Origin of the sequence: Exiguobacterium profundum (assembly GCF_042652865.1) — a bacterium.
Taxonomy (GTDB): Bacteria; Bacillota; Bacilli; order Exiguobacteriales; family Exiguobacteriaceae; genus Exiguobacterium; species Exiguobacterium profundum.
Genome location: NZ_JBHSHG010000003.1, coordinates 80,048 through 103,283 on the forward strand (window position 1 = coordinate 80,048; position 23,236 = coordinate 103,283).

General features: G+C 49.7%; 26 protein-coding genes and 1 riboswitch. Of the genes, 15 read left to right on the forward strand and 11 right to left on the reverse strand.

The annotated features are described in order from the left end of the window. Positions 1-81 precede the first annotated feature (81 nt). Positions 82-666, reverse strand: a complete 585-nt coding sequence (locus tag ACFO4U_RS11135; RefSeq protein WP_215244283.1) for a DNA-3-methyladenine glycosylase — start codon at positions 664-666, stop codon at positions 82-84. Between the two features lie 84 nt (positions 667-750). Next, positions 751-2,127, reverse strand: coding sequence for a Na+/H+ antiporter NhaC (gene nhaC, locus ACFO4U_RS11140; protein WP_215244282.1), 1,377 nt, complete (start codon positions 2,125-2,127; stop codon positions 751-753). Between the two features lie 217 nt (positions 2,128-2,344). Between nhaC and queC the strand changes: the two genes are divergently transcribed. The 4 genes from queC to queF are packed head-to-tail and all read left to right on the forward strand — an operon-like array spanning position 2,345 to position 4,636. Then, the gene (gene queC, locus ACFO4U_RS11145; RefSeq protein WP_215244281.1) at positions 2,345-2,989 is read left to right on the forward strand and encodes a 7-cyano-7-deazaguanine synthase QueC; all 645 of its coding nucleotides are present in this window, start codon (positions 2,345-2,347) and stop codon (positions 2,987-2,989) included. Further along, positions 2,986-3,444: a 6-carboxytetrahydropterin synthase QueD gene (gene queD, locus ACFO4U_RS11150; protein WP_015880475.1), complete on the forward strand. Its 459-nt coding sequence runs from the start codon at positions 2,986-2,988 to the stop codon at positions 3,442-3,444. The genes queC and queD overlap by 4 nt, the downstream gene beginning before the upstream one ends. Next, entirely contained in the window at positions 3,426-4,136 is a 711-nt protein-coding gene (queE, locus tag ACFO4U_RS11155; RefSeq protein ID WP_031424381.1) for a 7-carboxy-7-deazaguanine synthase QueE, read from the forward strand. The genes queD and queE overlap by 19 nt, the downstream gene beginning before the upstream one ends. Before the next feature lie 11 nt (positions 4,137-4,147). Next, on the forward strand, positions 4,148-4,636 hold the full coding sequence (queF, locus tag ACFO4U_RS11160) for a preQ(1) synthase (RefSeq protein WP_015880473.1): 489 nt from the start codon (positions 4,148-4,150) through the stop codon (positions 4,634-4,636). Positions 4,637-4,666: 30 nt separating this feature from the next. Here the strand turns inward: queF and ACFO4U_RS11165 are convergent, their stop codons facing one another. After that, positions 4,667-5,323: a TVP38/TMEM64 family protein gene (locus ACFO4U_RS11165; protein WP_215244280.1), complete on the reverse strand. Its 657-nt coding sequence runs from the start codon at positions 5,321-5,323 to the stop codon at positions 4,667-4,669. A 110-nt stretch (positions 5,324-5,433) separates the two neighbouring features. On the opposite strand from ACFO4U_RS11165, the gene ACFO4U_RS11170 reads away from it, so the two are divergent. Beyond that, a complete protein-coding gene (locus tag ACFO4U_RS11170; RefSeq protein WP_159563336.1) occupies positions 5,434-5,931 on the forward strand; it encodes a hypothetical protein in 498 nt (165 codons plus the stop codon). Positions 5,932-5,957: 26 nt separating this feature from the next. Here the strand turns inward: ACFO4U_RS11170 and ACFO4U_RS11175 are convergent, their stop codons facing one another. The 3 genes from ACFO4U_RS11175 to ACFO4U_RS11185 form a co-directional block, all read right to left on the reverse strand. Then, positions 5,958-6,449 (reverse strand): hypothetical protein, encoded by a 492-nt coding sequence (locus tag ACFO4U_RS11175; RefSeq protein ID WP_074034968.1) that lies wholly within the window; start codon positions 6,447-6,449, stop codon positions 5,958-5,960. 88 nt (positions 6,450-6,537) lie between these two features. After that, the gene (locus ACFO4U_RS11180) at positions 6,538-7,083 is read right to left on the reverse strand and encodes a GNAT family N-acetyltransferase (protein ID WP_074034970.1); all 546 of its coding nucleotides are present in this window, start codon (positions 7,081-7,083) and stop codon (positions 6,538-6,540) included. Then, complete coding sequence (locus ACFO4U_RS11185) at positions 7,055-7,819, reverse strand: TrmH family RNA methyltransferase (RefSeq protein ID WP_215244279.1); 765 nt, start codon at positions 7,817-7,819, stop codon at positions 7,055-7,057. Before ACFO4U_RS11185 ends, ACFO4U_RS11180 begins: the two co-directional genes overlap by 29 nt. A gap of 221 nt (positions 7,820-8,040) precedes the next feature. On the opposite strand from ACFO4U_RS11185, the gene ACFO4U_RS11190 reads away from it, so the two are divergent. The 3 genes from ACFO4U_RS11190 (at position 8,041) to ACFO4U_RS11200 (ending at position 11,808) form a co-directional block, all read left to right on the forward strand. Next, a complete protein-coding gene (locus ACFO4U_RS11190; protein ID WP_159563335.1) occupies positions 8,041-9,669 on the forward strand; it encodes a PTS transporter subunit IIBC in 1,629 nt (542 codons plus the stop codon). Positions 9,670-9,720: 51 nt separating this feature from the next. Then, complete coding sequence (locus ACFO4U_RS11195) at positions 9,721-10,512, forward strand: endonuclease/exonuclease/phosphatase family protein (protein ID WP_214691319.1); 792 nt, start codon at positions 9,721-9,723, stop codon at positions 10,510-10,512. 117 nt (positions 10,513-10,629) lie between these two features. Continuing rightward, on the forward strand, positions 10,630-11,808 hold the full coding sequence (locus tag ACFO4U_RS11200; protein ID WP_215244278.1) for an MFS transporter: 1,179 nt from the start codon (positions 10,630-10,632) through the stop codon (positions 11,806-11,808). A 35-nt stretch (positions 11,809-11,843) separates the two neighbouring features. On the opposite strand, the gene ACFO4U_RS11205 is transcribed toward ACFO4U_RS11200, so the two are convergent. Beyond that, positions 11,844-12,548 carry an alpha/beta hydrolase gene (locus ACFO4U_RS11205; RefSeq protein WP_074034976.1) on the reverse strand — a complete coding sequence of 235 codons (705 nt, stop codon included), beginning with the start codon at positions 12,546-12,548 and terminating at the stop codon, positions 11,844-11,846. A 73-nt stretch (positions 12,549-12,621) separates the two neighbouring features. Between ACFO4U_RS11205 and ACFO4U_RS11210 the strand changes: the two genes are divergently transcribed. Then, positions 12,622-13,887 (forward strand): purine/pyrimidine permease, encoded by a 1,266-nt coding sequence (locus ACFO4U_RS11210; RefSeq protein ID WP_214691322.1) that lies wholly within the window; start codon positions 12,622-12,624, stop codon positions 13,885-13,887. 21 nt (positions 13,888-13,908) lie between these two features. Here ACFO4U_RS11210 and ACFO4U_RS11215 read toward each other — a convergent pair whose 3' ends face one another. Genes ACFO4U_RS11215 through ACFO4U_RS11230 form a run of 4 tightly spaced genes read right to left on the reverse strand, consistent with a single transcriptional unit; the run spans position 13,909 to position 16,862 of the window. Beyond that, positions 13,909-14,301 carry an RDD family protein gene (locus ACFO4U_RS11215; protein ID WP_074034978.1) on the reverse strand — a complete coding sequence of 131 codons (393 nt, stop codon included), beginning with the start codon at positions 14,299-14,301 and terminating at the stop codon, positions 13,909-13,911. Continuing rightward, positions 14,298-14,945: an NAD(P)H-binding protein gene (locus tag ACFO4U_RS11220; protein ID WP_074034980.1), complete on the reverse strand. Its 648-nt coding sequence runs from the start codon at positions 14,943-14,945 to the stop codon at positions 14,298-14,300. Before ACFO4U_RS11220 ends, ACFO4U_RS11215 begins: the two co-directional genes overlap by 4 nt. Before the next feature lie 34 nt (positions 14,946-14,979). Next, positions 14,980-16,284, reverse strand: coding sequence for a nucleobase:cation symporter-2 family protein (locus tag ACFO4U_RS11225; protein ID WP_215244277.1), 1,305 nt, complete (start codon positions 16,282-16,284; stop codon positions 14,980-14,982). Further along, positions 16,281-16,862: a xanthine phosphoribosyltransferase gene (locus ACFO4U_RS11230; protein ID WP_074034982.1), complete on the reverse strand. Its 582-nt coding sequence runs from the start codon at positions 16,860-16,862 to the stop codon at positions 16,281-16,283. The genes ACFO4U_RS11225 and ACFO4U_RS11230 overlap by 4 nt, the downstream gene beginning before the upstream one ends. Positions 16,863-16,938: 76 nt before the next feature. Next, a riboswitch (purine riboswitch) is annotated at positions 16,939-17,040 on the reverse strand. Positions 17,041-17,166: 126 nt separating this feature from the next. Here ACFO4U_RS11230 and ACFO4U_RS11235 point away from each other — a divergent pair. The 6 genes from ACFO4U_RS11235 (at position 17,167) to ACFO4U_RS11260 (ending at position 23,229) form a co-directional block, all read left to right on the forward strand. Then, positions 17,167-17,775 (forward strand): NAD(P)-dependent oxidoreductase, encoded by a 609-nt coding sequence (locus ACFO4U_RS11235; protein WP_074034983.1) that lies wholly within the window; start codon positions 17,167-17,169, stop codon positions 17,773-17,775. Between the two features lie 60 nt (positions 17,776-17,835). Next, a complete protein-coding gene (locus ACFO4U_RS11240) occupies positions 17,836-19,389 on the forward strand; it encodes an ABC-F family ATP-binding cassette domain-containing protein (protein ID WP_015880457.1) in 1,554 nt (517 codons plus the stop codon). Between the two features lie 20 nt (positions 19,390-19,409). Beyond that, a complete protein-coding gene (locus ACFO4U_RS11245; protein ID WP_215244276.1) occupies positions 19,410-20,528 on the forward strand; it encodes a DUF418 domain-containing protein in 1,119 nt (372 codons plus the stop codon). Positions 20,529-20,639: 111 nt separating this feature from the next. Further along, positions 20,640-21,650 (forward strand): ABC transporter ATP-binding protein, encoded by a 1,011-nt coding sequence (locus ACFO4U_RS11250; RefSeq protein WP_215244275.1) that lies wholly within the window; start codon positions 20,640-20,642, stop codon positions 21,648-21,650. Then, positions 21,647-22,441, forward strand: a complete 795-nt coding sequence (locus tag ACFO4U_RS11255) for an ABC transporter permease (protein ID WP_196430324.1) — start codon at positions 21,647-21,649, stop codon at positions 22,439-22,441. Before ACFO4U_RS11250 ends, ACFO4U_RS11255 begins: the two co-directional genes overlap by 4 nt. Next, positions 22,438-23,229: an ABC transporter permease gene (locus tag ACFO4U_RS11260; RefSeq protein ID WP_159563323.1), complete on the forward strand. Its 792-nt coding sequence runs from the start codon at positions 22,438-22,440 to the stop codon at positions 23,227-23,229. The genes ACFO4U_RS11255 and ACFO4U_RS11260 overlap by 4 nt, the downstream gene beginning before the upstream one ends. The last annotated feature ends 7 nt before the right edge of the window (positions 23,230-23,236 follow it).

Here is a 23,236-nt window from a genome sequence, read left to right on the forward strand (position 1 = left end):
TTCTAAACACTCCCTCTGTTTGTTTTATGCACATAGGGACTGTTCCACTGGCATGAATCAGTTAAACATCTCCAGGAGCATTCAACGGAACTTCGAGACGTACGGATTGTCGCGTTCAAAAAATCGATACGGATAGTCACGCGCCTCGCCCGTGTTCGGGATGCCAATGCGTGGACCCGCCTCAATCACTACTCCAGCCTCACCCTCCGCGATGTAGAGTGGGTCTTGTTGAAAGGAATGGCCGTATAGATCCATTGTGATTCCGAGTGCTTTCGTCAACTTCCCTGGTCCGTTCGTCTGGTCATATCGTTTCACCCCAGGACGGTTCGTTGCAATCCATTCATGGCCTTGAATCGGTTCGACCGCTCGAATCAAGACGGCTTCTGGTGTGCCGACTGGTCCACTAACCACGTTCAAGAGCGTATGCGTATGCATCTGATAGGTGTACACATACCCCGGTTTCCCAAACATGACTTCCGTTCGCTTCGTCCGACGCCCTCCGAAGCTATGCGCCGCTCGATCGATGGCACCGAGGTAAGCCTCCGTCTCGACAATCTTCGCGATGATGTCACCTTCTGGATTGCGCCTCACCAAATATTGGCCGAGTAAGGCACGCGCCAAGTCAAGTGTCGGTTGTTCATAAAATGCTAAATCGAGTCGCTTCATGGTTCCACCTCCATTTGTTTCATTTTCTCAAAAATCGTGGATTGCACACAAAAAAGATGCCCTGCATGGCAGGACACCTGGACGTTATGATGCGATTTTGAGCGATTCACGTTGCTTTCCCAATCGGACGTATCCCAAAATGATGGAGAAGACCGGGCTGAGCCAGAGGAAGAAGGCAAATGGTGCGTATTCTAATACAGGCACGCCGAGTGTCGCTGCGAAGAAAGCTCCCGAGACACCCCAAGGTATGAGCGGGTTGATCACAGTTCCACCGTCCTCAAGCGCCCGTGACAAGTAGCGCGGGTCGATCCCACGATCGATAAACCCTTGCTTGAACGCCTGACCCGGCAAGAGAATCGACAAGTACTGTTCTCCCGCGAGCAAGTTGACCCCGATTGAACTGAGGACAACTGATAGGACCGAGCTCCCTGGTGACTTCAAACGCTCGAGCAACGATTCAACGATGGCTTGGAAGACACCGAGTTCACGTAACAAGCCACCGAACGCGAGGGCGATCAAGACGAGACTGACCGACCAAAGCATCGATTCAAGACCACCACGATCGAGTACATTCGCAATCGTTTCATTTTCGATACCTGACTTAAAGCCCGACTGCATGACACCGAGCCAGTTCGAGATGCTCCAGTTCCCTTGAACGAAACCGGCCGTCAACACACCGGCGAACATCCCGACGAGCATCGTCGGTAAGACCGGCATCCGACGGAACGCAAGCACTGCGACGAGCACAGGGGCAATCAACGTGAGCCATGAGAGGTCAAACCGTCCGCTGAGCGCGGCTTGCGCCTCTGCAATTTGTGCCGTGTCGGCAGTTTGACCGCTACGTCCGAGGAACGTGAATAAAATCAAGGTGATGATGAACGCTGGAATCGTCGTCCCCATCATGAAGCGAATGTGGTCGAACAGTTTGACACCCGCCACTGCCGGCGCAAAGTTCGTCGTATCCGACAACGGGCTCATCTTGTCTCCGAAGAGGGCACCCGATACGATCGCACCTGCGGCGAGCGCCGGCGAGATGTCTAGTGCCGTCCCGATTCCAAATAAGGCGACACCGACCGTTCCGACGGTTGTAAACGCACTTCCTGTGAAGGTCGAGACGATCATCGTGATCAATAAGACACTCGGTAAGAACCATTCAGCAGAGATTGTATTTAGACCGATGGAGAGGATCGTCGCGACCGTCCCGGACATTTGCCATACTCCGATGAGCATCCCAATCAACAACAAAATCAATACCGGCATGATCGCTTCACGAATCCCGTTGATCATCGCCGTTTCAATCTGTTTGAAGTCGCGTGAACGATAATACGCGTATCCACCTACTATTACCATTGTGCCAAAAATCGCCATATGTGGCGTCGCTTTGGCCAAAAACATCAGTGCGAGCAAGGTAATCCCGCTCATCAACACGACGAATACAGCTTCTTTTCCTTTCATCTGCATCGACGTCCCCTCCTTTCGTTATATCTTCTTTATTTATTATTTTGCCTAACCGCTTAAACGCTTTTATGCACAAAAGCATGTCAGTGATGTTTTTTACTATACTCGCTTCCTTTCTCCCTGTCAAACGTCTTTTTATGATAAATTATATGCTTGAGGGTGACCTCCGGAGTTCGTAACCTCCTCCGACATCAAAACTAGCGAAAAGGAAGTGTGCTTCATGCAACACGAAAAAGCATTGGTCGTCTTTAGTGGTGGCCAAGATTCAACCACTTGCCTGTTTTGGGCAAAACAACAATTCTCTCATGTAGAGGCGGTGACGTTCGCATATGGTCAACGCCATGATGCGGAAATCGAAGTCGCCAAAGAAGTTGCGACAGAACTCGATGTCCCACACCACATCCTCGATTTGTCCCTACTCGGACAACTCACTTCAAACGCGCTCACGAGACACGATCTCGACATCGACAATGCGGACGTCCCAAACACGTTCGTCGATGGACGCAACCATCTATTCTTATCGTTTGCAGCCGTCATGGCCAAACAACTCGGTATGCATCACATCGTGACCGGTGTATGTGAAACGGACTTTTCAGGTTACCCGGATTGCCGAGACCAATTCATCAAATCACTCAATGTGACACTCAATTTAGCGATGGATTATCCATTTGTCATCGACACACCGCTCATGTGGCTCGATAAAAAAGAAACGTGGGCTCTCGCCGACGAACTCGGTGCCTTTGACTATGTCAAAGAACGCACGCTTACTTGCTACAACGGTGTCATCGGTTCAGGTTGTGGAGAATGTCCGGCGTGTAAGCTTCGTCAAAACGGACTTACAGCTTACGAGGAGGTGCGCGTATGAAACATGCTCCATTCCTCGCTCCGACCAGTGTCGAATCAAAGCAAGAAGGATCGCTCATCTACTGTCCGCATCGCGTTCAAATCGTCAAAGAAGTAACGTTCGACGCGGCGCACCATCTCTTTGACTATGACGGCAAATGTCGTGCCCTTCATGGTCATACGTATAAGCTCCAGATGGGTGTCAGCGGCTTTCTCGACAATCGCGGCATGACACTCGACTTTGGTGATTTGAAAAAGATCTTCAAAGAAGAGCTTGAGCCGTATCTCGATCATCGCTATTTAAACGAGTCACTCCCTTATATGAATACAACTGCAGAAAACATGTGTTATTGGATTTTTGAACAACTGGCGACACACTTGCCAAATGAACGCGACGTCCGTGTCGAGTTCGTCCGTCTGTATGAAACGCCAACGTCTTACGCTGAGTTCCGCCGTGAATGGTTGGTGGAATCGTGAAAATCCCTGTTCTTGAAGTGTTCGGACCGACCTTTCAAGGAGAAGGACGCGCCATCGGACAAAAGACGATGTTCGTTCGGACCGCCGGTTGCGATTATCGCTGTTCGTGGTGCGATTCCGCCTTTACGTGGGACGGTTCAGAAAAACCGGACATGCTGACAGCCGATGAGGTGATTGCTCGCCTGGATGCACTTGGTATGTACGATTACGTCACCATCTCGGGTGGCAATCCACTCCTTATCGCGGCTATGGGAGACCTGGTCGAGAAGTTGAAAGAACGAGGCGTCACACTCGCCGTCGAGACGCAAGGCAGCCGCTATCAAGACTGGCTCACACAAATCGATGACGTGACCCTCAGTCCAAAACCTCCATCGTCTGGTATGAAAACGAACTGGGAGCAACTAGACGCTATCGTCGAACGGTTGCGCCCGGAGCAGACGACATTCAAAGTTGCTGTCTTTGATGAAGTGGACCTTGCCTACGCGAAAGAAGTGCAGCAGCGCTACTCACCGGACGTCATGTATTTGTCGGCCGGTAACCCGGAGCCTGGTGCAGACGGCGACATCACCGATGCCCAGCTCCGTCGTTTGAAACAACTATGGGAAGACGTTGCACGTGATCCGTCATGGCAAAGCGTCCGCGTCCTACCGCAACTACACACATTACTGTACGCCAACGAACGTGGCGTGTAAGGAGAATGAACATGAGACCAGAAGACTTACAAGACCTCTCGCTCCTCGGACAGAAGAGCGTCCCTTATATTTTTGAATACACACCAGACGTCCTGGAGGCGTTCCCGAACCGTCATCCTGAGAACGACTACTTCGTTAAATTCAACGCACCAGAATTCACATCGTTGTGCCCGATCACGAACCAACCGGACTTCGCAACCATCTACATCTCATACATCCCGGATGAGAAACTCGTCGAGTCGAAGTCGTTGAAGTTGTACTTGTTTAGCTTCCGTAACCACGGTGACTTCCACGAGAACTGCATCAACGTCATTGGGAAAGATCTCGTGAAATTGATGGAACCGCGCTATCTCGAAGTGTGGGGGAAATTCACACCACGTGGCGGTATCTCGATCGATCCGTACTACAACTACGGAAAACCGGGTACGAAGTACGAAAAAATGGCGGAGCATCGTCTATTCAACCATGACCTGTATCCAGAGACGGTTGACAACCGTTAATTGAAAAGTAGGCGCTCCATCTGGAGTCGCCTACTTTTTTTGATAGCGATGAATCTGTCGCTTAATCGGTTCGCGGAACACGGTCGCAACGAGCGTCAACACGAGCATGATCCCAAATGCCAAGGCGATGAGCGTCCAATCCCCACTGGCGATACTACTCCCGAGAAAATTGTTCGCGAACGCCCCGGGAATCATACCAACGACGGTCGCAAACAGATAGGCGAGTACGTTTACTTTTGCCAAACCAGAAGCATAGCTGACCAAATCAAAATTGACGAGCGGGATGAGACGTAAGATGAGGACGTAAAAGAAGCCGTCTTCTTCGATTTTGCGCTGAATGGCTTCGTAATTCGTTGATTCGAAGTGATGCAGGAAACGATCGCCGAAATAAATTGCCACATAATACGCAACAAGCGCACTCAATGTCGCCCCGATGACGGTATAGATGACGCCCGGTAACATCCCAAACGCCAAGCCGCCGGCGACCGATAAGACGGACGTGGGAAACAAGATGAGCGGACGAACGGTGAACAATAAAATGTAAATGAGCGGAGCCAACCATCCGAATTGAATGATGTAGTCCCGTATATCGCCTGGGCTTACATCAACCCACTGATAAAGGAATGTCGCCGTCCCGAACAGGAGTAGGACGAGTGCAATCATCCATTGTATCTTCCACTTCTTCATCGTCCTCCTCCTCTCTATTTGCTTTTATTCCCGTAATCTAGGATGTCATCCACCTTTTTTCAGCCATCTCGATGTGGTACGGTTAGAAAAAGCAGAAGGAGGAAATCGATATGAACCTTGCAGATGCCCTAACATTGAAACAGTTGCTCCATGAGCAAATCGATACATTGACCGAAGAGATTGAGCATGTGGCGTTCATCTCGCTTCAAGCGAATGAATCCATTCCGACCATTCAGTCCCGTTCCCTTCAAGACATCGAGATGGAACTTGAACACATTCGTCTAGACTTACGTCAGCTCGACCGTCTCATTCAAGAGGCGAACGTCCAAGCCGTCGTTGAGACGCATGACGGTCCACTCCCGCTCGTCGAGGCAATCGAGCTCGCCATTCAGTTACGTGTCCAGGCACGACTTTATGAGAAATTATCGCTTCGTCCGAAGAAAGACTATGTGCACGGAGTTGCCGTGATCAAACACGCCTTATATGACCCCGAACTATATCGTTTAAAAGCACGCGATATTAAGAAGCGTGCCATTCGAATCGAAAGTGCCATTCAGGCCGTCCGTTATCAGACTGACATTGAATTTGATGCATCACGATATATGTAAAAAAGCGAAGGGATTCCTTCGCTTTTTTACATATGGTCATGGTGATTGTGATGGATATCATGATGACTCGATGAAGAAGAACGTCGACGTGGAGGTGCCTCATCAGCAAATTTTTCTCCGTCCAAAATCCCGAGACGCTTATATTGACGACCGACCCGCTCTTTTGTCTCTTCGCGAACAGTGCTCGACTCCATCACCAATTGGTAGCATCCGAGCGCGACACGAAACGGTTCCATGCGTGTCCGTTCAATCGAGAAGGAATCGACGCCACGTAAATAGTCTGCCAATCGCTCAGCCGTCTCGTCGGCTGGATCATCTGCAAGCTGTGAGGCGAAGTGTTGTAAGTCCTTCAATGTATTTGATGTTTTAGAGTAGCTCACTCCCGATTTGATAAATCCAAATATAATCAGACCGAACACAACCATGAAAATGATTGGAAACACACCAAATAGTCCGCTAAAGAATGAGTCCCCTATCGAGCTATCGAACGGATCCCCGCCAAATCCAAATACTATCATTTCAAACTCCCCCTTTTTCTTTATGTACGCTCACATATTAAAATAGGTTTCAACAAAAAAACCGCGATCACACGACCGCGGCATCGATTCAACTGTTCAGTTGTTTCTCCATCATGATGCGTGGCTCGCCATCTTCTGTGTAGGCGCCCATGATGTCATATCCGCAAAGGAGGTTCAAAATGATGACCCCTTTGTTCGTATTGCGTGCTTTCGTCCGAATCGAATGGAACCCTTGCGCTTCGACCCATTCGAGTTGCGTATCCATCAGCTTGCGACCGATGCCATGCTTTTGGAAGTCCGGATGTACGCCGCCCGCCCAGCTGTAAAATCGATAAGGCTCCGCCTCATAGCCAATTTTAAAGCCGACCAGTTCCTCTTCCGAGAAAGCCAGTAACACTAGCGGATTGGCGTGCCGATATAAACGCTCTTTAAAACGCAACTGATCGAGGTCGCCATATAACGTGCGATACAGTCGGAAAAAGTCCTCTTCAAAATCCTTAAAGTTGTTTGTCACATCTTTTACGATAAATGAACTCGTCGTACTCATCGTGCCATCCCCTTTCAGTTTCTGGACAAAGATTCCGTACGTCTGTTCATTTCGCCGTTCATTCTGAATTTCCTGTCTCCCGTTCAAAAGCCGTGACACCTTTTTGTTTATAAAGTCCGAGCGTACGTTTCGGCAAACTCTTGACCATCCAGTCTTTAAAAATATGTGCCTGATCCTCGACAGGCAGTTCATAGCCCTCCGTCACGATATGTCGCGACCGTGTCGTGACATCGTACAAGGAAATTGCCGCCGCCACGGAGATGTTCAAACTCTGAACGTATCCTTGCATCGGAATGACAAAGTTTCCATCCGCCTTCTTCAATGCCGCTTCCGACACACCACTATGTTCATTCCCGAATAAAAGAACTGTCGCCTTCGACACATCCACTTCTTCGAGCGGAATTGCTTCCTCACTCAATGCCGTCGCATATACTTGATAACCGTCTTCTTTTAAAGCGTCAATCGCCTCTTCAATGGAGCCATGCTCGACGACGTCCACCCAGCGGTCGGCACTCTTGGCGATAATCGAGTTTGGTTTGAACTTTGCACGCCCTTCGACGACGTGCAGCGTCTGCACCCCGAACGCATCGGCCGAACGCAATACGGCAGATTGGTTATGCGGATCGTCCACACCTTCCGTCAAAATCGTGATATGGTTCGTTCGTGTATTCAATACTTCATACATCCGTTTGATGCGATCTGGCATGAGCATCTCATATAGAGGAAGATCGTCTTCCTGCAATACACCCTTCTGCAACAACTCTTCTTTTAATTCAATCTGCTCTTCTTTCGTCAAAGCAGATGTCGTCTGTCTCCAACCCATCTTTCTCGCTCCCTTCAACCTATCATATTGTAGCTAGATTCGATTCGACTGACAAGTTCGCCTCACATCTGCTATTCTCACTTCGGAAATGAAAACAAATGAAAATAGCGAAAACGGTTGCATGAATTTATGCAATCGATTACAATCATTTATGCAAGCGATTGCACTATTGGCAAACACAAAAATAGATAAAACTCCCTCACAGGAAGGAAGCGTATAGCATGAAACAATTGATCTCATTCGATTTCTGGCAGAAACTCGGTAAGGCCTTGATGGTCGTCATCGCCGTCATGCCGGCTGCCGGTTTGATGATTTCCATCGGAAAATTGATTGGAATGTCAGCCGGAGATGTCGGTATCTTATTAACAACAGCTCGTATCATTGAAGATTTAGGTTGGGGCATCATCGTCAACTTACATATCCTCTTCGCAGTCGCGATTGGTGGTTCGTGGGCAAAAGATCGTGCAGGCGGTGCATTCGCAGCACTTCTCGCCTTCATCTTGATCAACCGTGTCACAGGTGCCATCTTCGGTGTCAACGGTGCCATGCTTCAAGATCCGGAAGCGACAATCGAGTCACTCTTCGGTGCGAACCTTGTCGTCGCTGATTACTTCACATCTGTACTCGGCTCACCTGCCCTGAACATGGGTGTGTTCGTCGGGATTATCGCCGGTTTCCTCGGTGGTGCACTATATAACCGTTTCTACAACTTCAACAAGTTGCCGAACGCTCTCTCGTTCTTCAACGGGAAGCGCTTCGTACCATTCGTCGTTATCCTTGGTTCAGTCGTTGCTGCCATCGTTCTATCGATTCTATGGCCAACCATCCAAGGTGCACTCAACAGCTTTGGTGAATGGATTGCCACATCACGTAACACGGCGCCTGTCCTCGCCCCGTTCATCTACGGTGCGCTCGAACGTCTCCTCTTGCCGTTCGGTTTACACCACATGCTCACAGTACCAATGAACTACACAGAGCTCGGTGGAACGTATACGATTTTAACAGGTGCGACAGCTGGATCGGTCGTTGCCGGTCAAGACCCACTCTGGTTGGCATGGGTGACGGACCTCGTCAACTTGCGTGCTGCTGGTGATACGGCCGCATACAACGCGCTTCTCGCTGATGTCGTTCCAGCACGCTTCAAAGTCGGCCAAGTCATCTTGTCATTCGCTGCATTGATTGGTGCCGCGTATGCGATGTACCGCAACGTCGACGCGGATAAGAAGGCACAATACAAGCCGATGTTCTTATCAGCCGGACTCGCTGTCTTCTTGACAGGTGTCACAGAACCGATCGAATTCATGTTTATGTTCGTCGCACCAGTTCTTTATGTCGTTTACGCACTCATGGCCGGTGCTGCCTTCGCATTGGCAGATATCATCGACTTACGTGTACACGCCTTCGGTGCAATCGAACTCTTGACGCGCATTCCGATGATTGTCAAAGCAGGACTTCTTCAAGACTTGATCAACTTCGTGCTCGTCTCTGTCGTGTTCTTCTTCCTCAACTTCGGTGTCTTCAACTTCTTCATTAAGAAGATGAACCTACCGACGCCAGGACGTAACGGGAACTACATGGAAGAAACGACAGAAAAATCATCCGTTACAGGTAACGAACAAGTCATGGGGATTATTGCACTTCTCGGTGGGGAAGAAAACATTGAGGATGTCGACGCATGTATGACTCGTCTTCGTGTGACCGTTAAAGACGTTACACTCGTCTCTGACGAACCAGAATGGAAGAAAAATGGCGCTATGGGTCTTATCGTGAAAGACCGTGGAGTCCAAGCCATCTATGGCCCGAAAGCCGACGTATTGAAATCAGACATTCAAGACGTCATCGGTGCATAATCTACTGGCCAACTCGCTCGAGAGTTGGCCTTTTTCTAAAGGAGGACTATCGTGAATATTTTAACGCTCAATTGTCATGCCTGGTTAGAAGACCGTCAACAAGAGAAAATCGATGCGATTGTCGAACGTATCGCAAGCGAAGAGTATGACTTCATCGCGCTCCAAGAAGTCAATCAACATAAAGAGGCCCCCCTCATCTATGGGAACATCCGTGAGAACAACTTCGCACACGTCCTCGTCGAGCGCCTGAAAGAGTTAGATCTTCACTATCACATGACATGGGACTTTGCCCATTACGGATATGACATTTACGAGGAAGGCGTCGCCATCTTGTCACGGACACCGTTTCTATCGACCGAATCATTCTTCGTATCCAAGACGACGGACCCTGACAATTACAAGTCCCGTAAAATCGTCAAAGCCGTGATTGAAGGTCCTGAAACGCCGACGACCGTCTACTCGTGTCACCTCGGATGGTGGCATGACGAAGAGGAGCCAGTGAAGCATCAACTCGACGAGCTCCTGCGTCGCGTGGAGCATGACGACCATGCACTCCTACTCGGTGATTTCAACAACGATGCTTTCATTCGAGGCGAAGGATACGATTATTTGATGGATAGTGGGCTTCAAGACTTGTTCCATCTCGCAACGGAACGCGAAGGCGATGCGACCGTCCAAGGGAAAATCGCTGGATGGGATGAAAACAAGAAATCGCTACGCATCGACTTGATGTTGACGAATGCACCCATTCACGTCTCCCGTCATGCCGTCGTCTTCGACGGCGAAAACGGACCTGTCGTCTCCGACCACGCCGGTGTCGAAGCCACAGTGTTTTGGCGTTGATGCACCTTTTTCTTCCGACTTGGGAGAAAAGGGTTTTTCTTTTGGGAAAAATCTTGTAACGTGATAAAAGACTGATGTCTAACTACTAATGAATGAAATAGAAAGAAGTGTTTGAACATGAAGACAAGCTCGCTCAGTCGAAGCGACTGGACTTTAGTTTTATCCCTATCCTTATTAACCTTCGTTCTCGGAACGAGTGAATTTGTCATTGTCGGCATTTTGCCTGATATCGCAAGCGGTCTATCCATTTCCATCGCAACGGCTGGAAGTCTCGTATCGGCATTCGCCATCAGCTTTGCCGTCGGTACGCCAATCACGATGTCCTTGACGAGCCATCTTCCAAAACGCAAATTGATGCTCGGTTTGACGATTCTCTTCACCTTATTGAACTTGTTGAGCAGTCTCGCTCCCATGTATGAGTGGTTACTCGCCTTACGCATGTTGACGGCCGTCGTCACAGGTGTGTTGATCTCGCTTGCTATGCTCGTCGCTAGCGAAAGCGTCCCTCCGGCAAAACGAGGGGTAGCCGTATCCTTTATTTTTGGTGGCTTTACAATGGCCAACGTGTTCGGTGTTCCAATCGGAACATTCATCGGACAACAAGCAGGCTGGGAATCCACATTTTGGTTAACGACCGCACTCGGTGCAGTCGCCTGGATTGCCATTTATCGTGTCTTGCCGAATCATTTGTCTCAAGAAAAAGCATCACTCCGTGAACAAATGGCACTCCTGACGAATCCGCGCATCTTGATTGCCTTCTTGATTCCGGCGTTCGGTTTTGGGGCGACGTATGTCGTATATACGTATCTCGTACCGATTTTAAAAGATGTACTCGGTGTACCGGTCGCTTGGGTCAGTCCGATTTTATTCGCCTACGGATTCATCTCGATCTTCAGTAATATTGCTGCTGGAAAGATCGCCAGTCACAATCCGATCGGACGCTTACGATTCGTCTTTCTCGTCCAAGCGTTCGTCTTGGCCGCGTTGTTCGTGACGACGTCGAATATGACGCTCGGTCTCTTCAATATCGCCCTCATGTCGTTCATGGCGATTTTATTGACGACGTCGACACAGATTTATTTGATCGACTTGGCGGAGAAATTTAATCCGAACGCCAAAGGTCTCGCCTCGTCACTCATGCCCGTGGCGAGTAACGTCGGAATCGGACTCGGTTCCGCTCTCGGTGGTGTCGTCTATGCGACAAGCCCTATCATGACGCTCGCGCTCGTAGGCGGCTTGGTCGCCCTCGTCACAGCCGGGTTGACCGCAGTCAGTTATTCGCTCGACCAACGTTAAAAACGTGCGCACCTCGATGCAGGTGCGCACGTTTTTTATAACCATTCGAGAATCGCGGATAGGACTTCGTCGAGTTGTTCTTTCGATGTGAGCGGACTTTCCTGATCGCCTTTTTGAGGACCATACATTCCGAAATTTGCATGATTCCCGCCTTCGATTTGTACGAATTGACTATCGTCAGGAAGGTCGCTTCGACTCGCCTCGATGTCTTCTGGGACAGCTAATCCATCCAACTCACCCGAGATAGATAGCACGCGTAAGTCACTATCGACCATCGAGCTGATCGGATATGATGCGAGGAAAATGACACCTTCCACCGCCTCTTGATGCTCAAGCGCGTAACCCGATGCCGCCGAACCTCCGAGTGAATGACCGGCCACGACCCAACGTTCAATCTCGGGATGTGCTTCGATGATTGGATCGGCTGCGTCGATATCTAAAATGCCTAAGTTGAGACGAAGCGACGGAATGGCGACGAAATACCCTTCCTCGGCTAAACGTGTTCCGTAATACGCATACGCCTCTTTCTCCACTTTTGCTCCTGGATAAAGAATGATGCCGATCTCGCTCGTCGTATCTCCGAACTCGAGACGGTTGTCGACCACTTTCCCCTCTTCCGCATACTGTGTCGCTTCATCGGTTGGTCCGTACGTGAACTGCGTCCAAATCAAAAAGCCTGCTACCGCGACAACAAGCAATCCTACGATTGAGAGTGCGGCCCACTTGAAGAATTTCTTCATTATATAGCCTCCGTTTGCATCCACTTCATCATAACGTTACACTAATAAGAAAAAGCATGATCAGGGGGACACCATGACCAGAAGTAATGTAACCACGACGATTCAGTGGTTTATTTTTATTTTAGCTACAAATATTGTACCACCACTCTCCATCGCCGCCTTGTTTGAACTGTCGCCAGATGAGACGATGACCTTCATCTCCCGCTCACTCTTCATCTTCGCACTCTTCAGCATCATCCAAACGTTGCTCGGCCATCGCCTCCCGATACTCGAAGGACCTGCCGGCATTTGGTGGGGTGTCTTCACTTTATACGCCTCCATCGGTCCCGCTCTATACGGAAGTCAGCAAGAGACCTTGCAAGCACTCGGATTCATGCTGTTTTTGAGTGGAATCCTTGGTGTGTTGTTGACCGTCACTGGTATCTTAAGACGCATGCTCGCCCTGTTTACACCGCAAGTGCTCGGCGTCTATATGATTTTGCTCGTCCTTCAATTATCAGGGGCCGTCATTAAAGGTGGCTTTGGGGTGACGGAAGACGGAATCAACGTCGTTCAGGCAGTGGCGACGGCAGGTCTCGTCTTGTTCGCACTCACGCTCGAGCAAAGTCGCTTTAAACAATATGGGCTCGTCATGACACTATTCGTCGGGTTCGGCTTATTCCATTTACTCGACCTTGGAAATCCAATCGTTCGTTCAGAATCTTTCTTCCTCGTACCGGAACTTCTTCCGTTCGGAAATTGGGTATGGGATTGGAACTTGTTGCCAACGGCTTTCGTCATCACCTTGCTTCTCATGACGAACGTCCTTGCGAACATCAAGTTGATTGAGCGCATCGTCAGTTCTCGCGAAAAACGAGAAATCAAAGGGAACGTTCCCGCATCGGGTGTCGCCAGTGGCGTCAGTCAAATCGTGGCCGGTCTGTTCGGTACACCGGGTCCTGTCGCCATCTCCGGGACAGCTGGTTTTCTCTCTTCGACGGAGAGCGTCCAGCGTACCCCGCATTTGATTGCCCACGCCCTCATGATGTCGTTAGCACTCATCGGTCCATTCGTCTCGTTGATTGCGAGCATCCCGGCCGCTGTCGGTTATGCAATCGTGACACCGCTCATTGCAACGATGATCATCATCGGAATCAATGAGGCGGCCTTTGAATTGAAGCAGTCCACGGCATCTCTCACGGTCGGACTCCCGCTCGTCATCGGTGCCGGGGCGATGCTTCTGCCACCCGGATCAATGAATGAGTTACCACCGCTTCTTGCGACCGTCTTCTCTAACGGACTCGTCCTCGGGACGATTGTCGCCTTAACAACTGCCATCTTAAGTAAAATCAAGGATTGAAAAAAGAACTGGCCATATCGGTCAGTTCTTTTCACGTACATGCATATGGTAACGGGCATCGTGCGGTAAAACAGCGCCTTCTTCTTGTTCGAAATGCGCACGGTCTTTCCAATAACGAACGACTGACGAAGTATCACGATGCAGGGCGCGTTGTAGCGCTTGTTTTGCCGTGACAGGCGTTTCGTCATCGTTTTTCAATTCAAGTCCCATCAGTTTATAACCGATTGTTTGTCCACCTCGACTCATTTGCCAGGCTTCCATGGCATATGTCAGTAGTGTCGGTGTGATGACCGCATGCACAAACTCGCTCTTTACTTTCTTTCGCACGAGCTGTTCTACGCCCACGCTGACAAGACCTGCAATGACACTGTCAATCATGACTGCTTTGGTTCGCTTTTTTGTCAATGGATTCATCGGCTCATCCTCTGCATCATCCCTGACGTCAACACTTCGATTCCTTCGCCTTCTTCAGACGCCATAATCAAGGCACGAGCGACATGCAGCGCTTGAATCGGTGCGACTTCCGGTGTCTTCTCAAGCAAGATTGACTGGAACGGTCGACTGATGACCTCAGCCGCTTTCTCCCCGAAGCGGAATGAATCACGCTCTCCGAGTAACAGAGAAGGACGCGCGATAATCAAGTGATGGAAGTTGAAAATACGTAACGCGTTCTCAAGCTCCCCTTTCACACGGTTGTAAAAGAAAGTCGAACGCAACGATGCGCCTTGTGCCGATACGACCGCATAGCGCGTCGCACCATGTGCCTTGGCGACACGGGCGACTTCAAGTGGTAATTCTAAATCAACTTGTTTGAACGCTTCTTGCGAGCCGGCTACCGCAATCGTTGTGCCGAGCGCACAGTACACGTCGTCGATCTGTGGAAGGGATGAATCCATCTCCTCGAAACCGACGACCTCATGTAACTTCGGATGACTCCAACGCTTCGAGCGACGGACAACGATCCAGACCGCATCATAACGGTCACTCTCTAACAACTGTTCAACCAATTCGCGGCCAATCAAGCCAGTCGCGCCTACAACAAGTGCAGTTTTCCCCATTCGTGACTCCTCCTAGACTACTATTTCCTTCAGTCTAGCTGACTTGCCGTTCCTCGGCAATGATTGTCCCGGGACGGAATCGGTCCATCATACGGAAAAATCCGTTCAATGCGAGCGCCGTGAATGAGCCTGCCACGATAGCACTGTCCGTGAACAACTGCAGCCACTCCGGCATGTTTGCGACGATGGCTGGATTGGCGGTAATACCGAGCCCAACACCGATTGAGAGCGCAATGGTAATCAAGTTCTCGTTTTTCGAAAAGTCGACTTGACTGAGGATACGAATGCCAGAAGCAGCGACCGTTCCGAACATGACGAGCATCGCTCCCCCAAGCACAGGCTTCGGAATCAATGTCGTGAACGTAGCGACTTTCGGGAGGAATCCGAGCAAGATGAGCAATCCGCCTGTCCAAAAGATGACGCGACGCGATTTCACACCTGACAATTGAACGAGTCCAACGTTTTGACTGAACGTCGTGTACGGGAAACTGTTGAAAATCCCTCCAAGAATCGTTGCGACGCCTTCCGCACGATACCCTTTCGTCAATTCTTTCGCACCGATTGGTTGTTTCGTGATATCGCTGAGCGCCAAGAACACCCCTGTCGATTCAATCATCGAGATGATGGCGACGAGCGTCATGACGAGGATGGCAGACAGGTCGAATGTCGGCATCCCGAAGTAGAACGGCTGGACCATTTGGAACCATCCTGCTTCACGAACAGGACTGAAATCGACGAGACCTAGCGAAGCGGCTACCCCTGTTCCAACCAATACGGCAAAGAGGACGGCAGCAGCACGCGTGAAGACGGTCCCGACACGGTTCAAGACGAGAATGAGTAGAATCGTTAAACCACCTAATCCGAGATTCTGCATCGATGCGAACCCTGGTTCACCGGGCATCCCGCCACCGATGTCATTGACGGCGACCGGAATCAGCGAGAGACCGATGATCGTCACGACCGAACCGAGCACGACCGGCGGGAAGAAGCGCACGAGTTTCCCGACAAATCCAGAAATGAGGATGACAATGAGCCCGCTCGCAATCAACGCGCCATAAATGGCAGTGATCCCGTTCGCGCTTCCGATGGCGATCATCGGACCGACCGCAGTGAACGTACATCCGAGGACTACCGGCAATCCGACACCAGTGAAGCGTGTCGTCCATACTTGTAGTAGCGTCGCCACCCCACACATGAATAAATCAATTGCGACGAGATAGGCGAGCTCGGTTGGACCAAGCCCGATGGCACCACCGACGATGAGTGGGACGATTGCCGCTCCCGTGTACATCGCGAGTAGATGCTGGAATCCTAGACTAGCTGTCTTGAACGTATTCATCGAACGACCTCCACGAACGAGATATGGTCTTTCTCTAATTTCGCAATGCGTGCCAACGATTCGACGCGATAGCCACGCTCGATCAATTTATCGCGCCCTGGTTGGAATGACTTTTCGATGACAATCCCAACGCCTGCGACCTCTGCACCTGCCGCTTCCACGAGTTGTGTCAGTCCGAGTGCCGCTTCCCCATTCGCGAGGAAGTCATCGATGACAAGAACACGTTCGCCTGGTAAGACGAAGCGTCGGCTCAAGCTGATGCGGTTCGTCTCTTGTTTTGTGAACGAATAAACGTCCGCTTCTACGAGGTCGTCTTGGAGTGTCAGCGATTTTCGTTTACGCGCGAATACGAACGGGATGCCCATCTCAAGCGCCGTCATCATCGCCGGCGCAATCCCACTCGATTCGAGTGTGACGATGCGGTCTATTTGAGCGTCTTTGAAACGTTCTGCGAATTCTTTGCCGATGCCTTTCATGAGTACCGGGTCGACCTGATGATTCAAGAAAGCGTCGACTTTCAACACTTGGTCGGAAAGGGCCCGACCTTCTTCACGGATTTTGTCTTCTAACTGCTTCATTGTTTTCCCTCCAATAAAAAATGCGATTCGTCACCCCTCATCGGGAGGCAACGAACCGCATGGAAATCAACGATAGCATACGACAAGCGCCACCCGTAGTCGAACCATTTACGGTAGTTCGGTAGAGACTTGCGGACCATATTTCCGCTGATATACGAGTGCGAATCTATTTATATAAGATAGACCTTATTGTAGACGAGCTGACGAGAAATGCAATAGGTTGGAATCAAACGGTGAAATGTTCGATTTTTCTGAAACTGCTGTATACTGTAGATATTGGATATGAGAGAGGAGCCTTGCCCTTATGAAGTTATTCGTATTAGGCGCAACCGGTCGGACCGGACATCAATTCATCGATCAAGCCATCGAGCACGGTCATGATGTCACCGCGTTCGTCCGTGAACAGAAAAAGTTGATCCGGACGCCACAACTCGAAATCATTGAAGGCGACTTATATGATGTCGACGCATTGACGGAAGCGATGCATGGTCACGATGCGGTCGTCAGTTGTCTCGGAACGGATTTGAGCGACCCAGACTTTTTAGCGAGTGTCACGGACAAGCTTGTCCCTGCGATGAAGGCAAACAATGTTTCACGTATCATCTATCTCGCTTCAGCGGGAATCGACAATGAGATTCCGGGCCTTGCGGGGAAAGCCATTACGTTCATGCTCCGGAAACCGCTCCGTGATCATCGGGCAGCCGTGGACTTATGGCGAAATTCGTCATTCGATTATACGATTGTACGACCGATGCAATTGACGGACGGTCCTCGCACCTCGACATATCGCACGGCCATCGATGAAGTGCCAGAGAACGGGAAGCACATCTCACGGGCAGACGTCGCCCAGTTCATGCTTCATACGATTGAAGAACAGGAACACGTACGAGAGTCGGTCGGACTGGCGTACTAATTTGATTCAATTCATGCTACAATATCGGGTAGTTTACTTTGAAAGGAACGAAAACGAATTATGAGTATATTAACGGTACAAAACTTGAGCCACGGCTTTGGTGACCGCGCTATTTTGAACGATGTCTCTTTCCGCCTCTTAAAAGGGGAGCATATCGGTCTCGTTGGAGCGAACGGTGAAGGAAAATCGACGTTCATGAACATCATCACGCGCAAGCTGCAACCGGATGAAGGGAAAATCGAATGGGCGAAAAACGTCCGTGTCGGTTACCTCGATCAACACGCGGTACTTGAGCGCGGGATGACGATTCGGGACGTCTTGAAAGGTGCCTTCCAATACCTGATTGACATGGAGACGCGCATCGGCGAACTCTACATGGAGATGGGCGACGCGACACCGGAACAGATGGAAGACATGCTCGCAGAGGTCGGTGAGCTTCAAGAAACGCTCGACTCGAACGACTTTTATATCATCGACGCGAAAGTAGAAGAAGTCGCACGCGGTCTCGGTATTTTAGACGTTGGTCTCGACCGTGACGTCACGGACTTGTCAGGTGGACAGCGTACGAAAGTATTGCTAGCAAAATTACTTTTAGAGAAGCCAGATATCTTGCTCCTCGATGAGCCGACCAACTATTTGGATGAAGTGCATATCGAGTGGTTGAAACGCTATCTTCAAAACTATGACAATGCCTTCATCTTGATCTCCCACGATATCCCGTTCTTAAATAGTGTCATCAACTTGGTCTACCATATGGAAAACCAAGAGTTGAACCGCTATGTCGGAGACTATGACAAGTTCATGGAAGTGTACGAGATGAAGCGTTCCCAACTTGAAGCCGCCTACAAGCGTCAACAGGCCGAGATCGCGGATTTGAAAGACTTTGTTGCACGAAACAAGGCCCGTGTGTCGACACGAAATATGGCAATGTCACGTCAGAAGAAACTCGATAAGATGGATGTCATCGAATTGAGCGCGGAACGTCCAAAACCAGAATTCCGCTTCTTGCAGGCACGTACATCGGGACGCCTCATCTTTGATGCGAAAGGTCTCGTCATCGGATACGATGAGCCACTCTCACGTCCGCTCGACCTTCAGATGGAGCGCGGTCAAAAGATTGCCCTCGTCGGAGCGAACGGAATCGGGAAGACGACGCTCTTGAAGAGTTTGCTCGGCTTGATCAACCCGCTTGAAGGGACAGTCGAACGTGGTGAGTTCCTCGAAATGGGTTACTTCGAGCAGGAAGCAGCATCAAGCAATAACACGTGTATCGAAGAGATTTGGAGCGAATTCCCGTCACTCAACCAACAACAGGTGCGCGCGATGCTCGCGAAATGTGGTCTCATGACGAAGCACATTGAAAGTAAAATCTCTGTCCTCAGTGGTGGGGAAAAGGCGAAAGTACGTCTTTGCAAACTCTTAAACAACGAAACGAACTTGCTCTTACTCGATGAGCCAACGAACCACTTGGACGTCGACGCGAAGGAAGAGTTGAAGCGTGCGTTGAAGGAGTACAAAGGAAGCGTCCTCCTCATCAGTCACGAACCAGAATTCTATGAGGATATCGTCACAGATGTCTGGAACTGTGAATCATGGACGACGAAAGTATTCTAATTCAGTAAAGGACGTGTCGTATGGCTGGCCCAATTCAAACGAATGAACGGATTATTTTGTATGACATTATCCGAGGGTTTGCCCTCTGCGGCATTTTCCTCGTCAATATCCCGAGCATGCTCGGGAGCGACTGGATGTTCGGTCGTCCCGACTATTACGGGAGCGACCTGTTCGTCCGAACACTCTTCGATTTGTTCGTGCAGACGAAGTTTTATACGATTTTCTCCCTCTTATTCGGGATCGGCTTTTCGATTTTCCTCGAGCGTTCTTACGCTCGTGGCGAATCGGTCAGTCGTTACATACGCCGGATTTTGATTCTCTTCTTGTTCGGTCTGGCACACCTGGCGATTTGGTCAGGGGATATCCTCCATACGTACGCCATGTGGGGCTTATTGCTTCCCCTCTTTTACGGATTGAGTAACCGCGCCATTCTAGCGTGGGCGTGGAGTTTATTGATTGGAAGTTTCCTCTTATTTTATGGATCATCTGCGCTTGTGGAATGGGCAAATGGCGGTGACTTCAATAGCGGCGCTCCATTCCCAACACCATATAATATGGGATTCGGCATTTGGTTCGACTACCGTCTACAAATTGAAATATTCGCCGCCATGTCGAATTCACTTCTTGTGGGTATTGAGATTCTTAGCTTATTCTTGTTCGGTCTTTATATTGGACGGGAACGGAAGCTGCTCACATGGTCGATTCAAGGATTGACTCGTACTGCGATCATTTGTGCCCTCTTCACCTTGCCATTTTTCGGGGTTATCATTTGGCATCATTATGGTCAAGGCGAGGCCTATTACTGGGTGAACCTTGTTGCCGTTCTCGTCTCCGGAAAACTGCTCGCTACAACATACGTCTGCCTATTCACCATCGCCGTTCGAAAAGGTCGGACGTTCGCCCCGCTTCAAGCACTCGGTCGAATGGCACTCACGAACTATCTGACACATACGTTGATCATTGTCTTGCCAGTGATCGCACTCGGGGCGTACGGGGCGCTTTCTTTAACCGAAGGCTTGTTCCTCAGCATCGCCATTTTGATTGTGCAATCGTTCTTCTCGATGTGGTGGCTGAAGAATCACCGTTATGGACCGTTTGAGAAACTATGGCGTCTCGGAACATACGGACGACAAACGTAATCTTCTTAAGATCGGACTTCATTGTCCGGTCTTTTTTTATACAGGTAGGAAATCCCAGATTCACATGCTATTCTGATGAAGGAAAACGCTTGCACGATTAAGGAGGAACGTATGTCACAGTCAGCTATCGAGGTCCGCGACCTTGTGAAACACTATCAAATTTTAGAACGAGATGCCGGATTAAAAGGCGCCATCAAAGCTTTGTTTTCAAGAAAGTATCGCACCAAAGAAGCCGTGAAAGGAATTGACTTGTCTATCGCTCCAGGCGAACGCGTTGGATATATCGGCTTTAACGGTGCCGGAAAATCGACAACCATCAAAATGCTCGCCGGTGTCCTTCGTCCCGATGCCGGTTCCGTCCGCATCTTTGGAATCGATCCGCATGAGGACCGGATTCAAAATGCTCGACAAATCGGGGCGGTCTTCGGCCAACGGACCCAATTGTTTTGGGATATTCCCGTCCGTGAGTCGTTCGACCTGCTTCGAGAAATCTATGAAGTGCCGCGCGCAGAGTTCGAGGAGACCGTCGCTTGGTTCATTGCACGTCTCCAACTTGAACCGCTTCTCGATGTGCCAGTCCGCCAATTATCACTAGGACAAAAAATGCGTTGTGAGCTCGCAGCCGCCTTCTTACACCGACCTCGTGTCGTGTATTTGGATGAGCCGACGATTGGTCTCGATATTGACATCAAAGAGACGATTCGGGCGTTTATTCGCGAAATCAGCGATGCCTGGGGGACAACAGTCATTTTGACGACGCACGACATGCAGGATATCGAGGAAGTCTGTGACCGGGTAATCGTTCTAGACGAGGGACGCATCATTTATGACGATCGTATCGAAACGCTCAAACAGACGTTCAACAATGAACGCACCCTTGAAATCACACTCGACGAAGGGACATCATTCACCGTCCCGCCGTCGGTGACAGGACTCGTCACGGAACTCACCTCTGATCGAGAAACAGATACGATTCAATTAGCATTCAACCATCATGAGATTTCAAGTGGACAACTGATCCGTGAAATCGTGAACTGCAATCAAGTGAAAGATTTATCCGTTGTCGTGCCAAAAATGGAGACATTGATTCGAAATCTGTATCAGCCAGAGGTGAGTGCATGAGGCTTAAAAAATATGTAGCGCTCGCCTCCTCGCAAATCAAAGTCGATATGGCTTACACAGCCTGGTACTGGGCGAGTATGTTCTCGGTGACGATGCGACTGTTCATCTTATATTTCTTTTGGCAGGCCGTCTATGAGAATAAGACTGACGTGTCAGGTATCTCGCTCTCGATGATGTTGACGTATGCGGTCCTCGCGACGATGCTCGATCAATTCCGGGGAGGGGCCGGACGCGAACTCGCGCATCTCATTAAACATGGCGGAGTCGCCGTCGAACTGCTTCGACCGTATCATTTACTGGATAAGTTACTCGCGCAAGATATCGGGACAAAAACGTCGACCTTTTTTCGGTCGACGCTACCACTTCTCGTTATCGCCATGCTGTTTATCGGGGTTGACCCACCGACCTCACTTGAGAGTGCGTTCGCCTTCTCGATCAGCGTCGTACTCGCAATCCTTCTTGCGACACTGATCGATTTACTCGTCGGTGTGCTTTCCTTTTATACGGTGAACGTATGGGGACTTTCTGTCTTACAGGAGGCGGTCATTACGATTATGTCCGGGGCAATCATTCCGCTGACACTCTTTCCTGACTGGTTCCAGACGATCAGCTTATATTTACCGTTCGCTTCTCTTGTCTATGTACCTGTCGCCATATATACAGGTGACATCCAAGCATCTGGTATATGGCCGTCGATTCTGATTCAACTCGCATGGGTCGGGGCATTCTTTCTATTTGTACGACTCTTATTCGCATATGCGGTTCGGAAAGTGACGGTGTTTGGTGGATGAAACGATACGCAAAACTATATTGGCTCTATGCCAAAAATCATTTCAAAGTAATGATGGAATATCGAATGGATTTCTTGATTGGCGTCTTGTCAGTCTTCGGTCAACAATTTGCCGCCCTCTTCTTTTTATCCATCGTCTTTCGACATATCGAGTCGCTGAACGGATGGGGATTTTATGAGATTTTGTTCATTTACGGAATCGCGTTTTTAGGCCGGGCTGTTCATCATATCTTTTTTGATAACCTTTGGACGATTGGTTGGCAATATATTCGCACGGGGAACTTGGACCGCATTCTGATGCGTCCCGTAAACCCATTGTTCCAAATCGTCGCCGAACGGGTTCAACAAGATGGGTTTGGTCAACTCTTGATTGGTGGGAGTGTGCTCTGGCTCGCCTCGAATGAGCTAGGAATGACATGGAGTATGATGGATATTCTAGTCCTACTCGTCATGGTTCTCGCGAGCGGAATGATTTATATCGCGGTGAACCTATTCTTTGCGACATTCTCGTTTTGGATGATTGATAGTCTACCGGTCGTATTCGCGGTCTTCAGCTTGAGTGATTTTGCACGCTATCCGATGACCATCTATTCGAAAGTCATCATGTTCGTCTTAACGTATATCATTCCATTTGGCTTCACGGCATTTTATCCGGCGATGTATTTCTTTGAAGGACGTGGGTTCACCATGTTTGCATTGGCGACCCCGCTCGTCGCTATGCTCTCACTCGTCATCGCCTATCGGTTTTGGTTGTATGGACTGCGTGCATTCGCAAGTACAGGATCTTAATGAAGGA

Coding starts and splice junctions, on each gene's coding strand:
- ACFO4U_RS11135 (WP_215244283.1), bottom strand. CDS start 666: ATGAAGCGACTCGATTTAGCATTTTATGAACAACCGACACTTGACTTG.
- nhaC (WP_215244282.1), bottom strand. CDS start 2,127: ATGCAGATGAAAGGAAAAGAAGCTGTATTCGTCGTGTTGATGAGCGGG.
- queC (WP_215244281.1), top strand. CDS start 2,345: ATGCAACACGAAAAAGCATTGGTCGTCTTTAGTGGTGGCCAAGATTCA.
- queD (WP_015880475.1), top strand. CDS start 2,986: ATGAAACATGCTCCATTCCTCGCTCCGACCAGTGTCGAATCAAAGCAA.
- queE (WP_031424381.1), top strand. CDS start 3,426: ATGGTTGGTGGAATCGTGAAAATCCCTGTTCTTGAAGTGTTCGGACCG.
- queF (WP_015880473.1), top strand. CDS start 4,148: ATGAGACCAGAAGACTTACAAGACCTCTCGCTCCTCGGACAGAAGAGC.
- ACFO4U_RS11165 (WP_215244280.1), bottom strand. CDS start 5,323: ATGAAGAAGTGGAAGATACAATGGATGATTGCACTCGTCCTACTCCTG.
- ACFO4U_RS11170 (WP_159563336.1), top strand. CDS start 5,434: ATGAACCTTGCAGATGCCCTAACATTGAAACAGTTGCTCCATGAGCAA.
- ACFO4U_RS11175 (WP_074034968.1), bottom strand. CDS start 6,449: ATGATAGTATTTGGATTTGGCGGGGATCCGTTCGATAGCTCGATAGGG.
- ACFO4U_RS11185 (WP_215244279.1), bottom strand. CDS start 7,819: ATGGGTTGGAGACAGACGACATCTGCTTTGACGAAAGAAGAGCAGATT.
- ACFO4U_RS11190 (WP_159563335.1), top strand. CDS start 8,041: ATGAAACAATTGATCTCATTCGATTTCTGGCAGAAACTCGGTAAGGCC.
- ACFO4U_RS11200 (WP_215244278.1), top strand. CDS start 10,630: ATGAAGACAAGCTCGCTCAGTCGAAGCGACTGGACTTTAGTTTTATCC.
- ACFO4U_RS11205 (WP_074034976.1), bottom strand. CDS start 12,548: ATGAAGAAATTCTTCAAGTGGGCCGCACTCTCAATCGTAGGATTGCTT.
- ACFO4U_RS11210 (WP_214691322.1), top strand. CDS start 12,622: ATGACCAGAAGTAATGTAACCACGACGATTCAGTGGTTTATTTTTATT.
- ACFO4U_RS11215 (WP_074034978.1), bottom strand. CDS start 14,301: ATGAATCCATTGACAAAAAAGCGAACCAAAGCAGTCATGATTGACAGT.
- ACFO4U_RS11220 (WP_074034980.1), bottom strand. CDS start 14,945: ATGGGGAAAACTGCACTTGTTGTAGGCGCGACTGGCTTGATTGGCCGC.
- ACFO4U_RS11225 (WP_215244277.1), bottom strand. CDS start 16,284: ATGAATACGTTCAAGACAGCTAGTCTAGGATTCCAGCATCTACTCGCG.
- ACFO4U_RS11230 (WP_074034982.1), bottom strand. CDS start 16,862: ATGAAGCAGTTAGAAGACAAAATCCGTGAAGAAGGTCGGGCCCTTTCC.
- ACFO4U_RS11235 (WP_074034983.1), top strand. CDS start 17,167: ATGAAGTTATTCGTATTAGGCGCAACCGGTCGGACCGGACATCAATTC.
- ACFO4U_RS11240 (WP_015880457.1), top strand. CDS start 17,836: ATGAGTATATTAACGGTACAAAACTTGAGCCACGGCTTTGGTGACCGC.
- ACFO4U_RS11245 (WP_215244276.1), top strand. CDS start 19,410: ATGGCTGGCCCAATTCAAACGAATGAACGGATTATTTTGTATGACATT.
- ACFO4U_RS11250 (WP_215244275.1), top strand. CDS start 20,640: ATGTCACAGTCAGCTATCGAGGTCCGCGACCTTGTGAAACACTATCAA.
- ACFO4U_RS11255 (WP_196430324.1), top strand. CDS start 21,647: ATGAGGCTTAAAAAATATGTAGCGCTCGCCTCCTCGCAAATCAAAGTC.
- ACFO4U_RS11260 (WP_159563323.1), top strand. CDS start 22,438: ATGAAACGATACGCAAAACTATATTGGCTCTATGCCAAAAATCATTTC.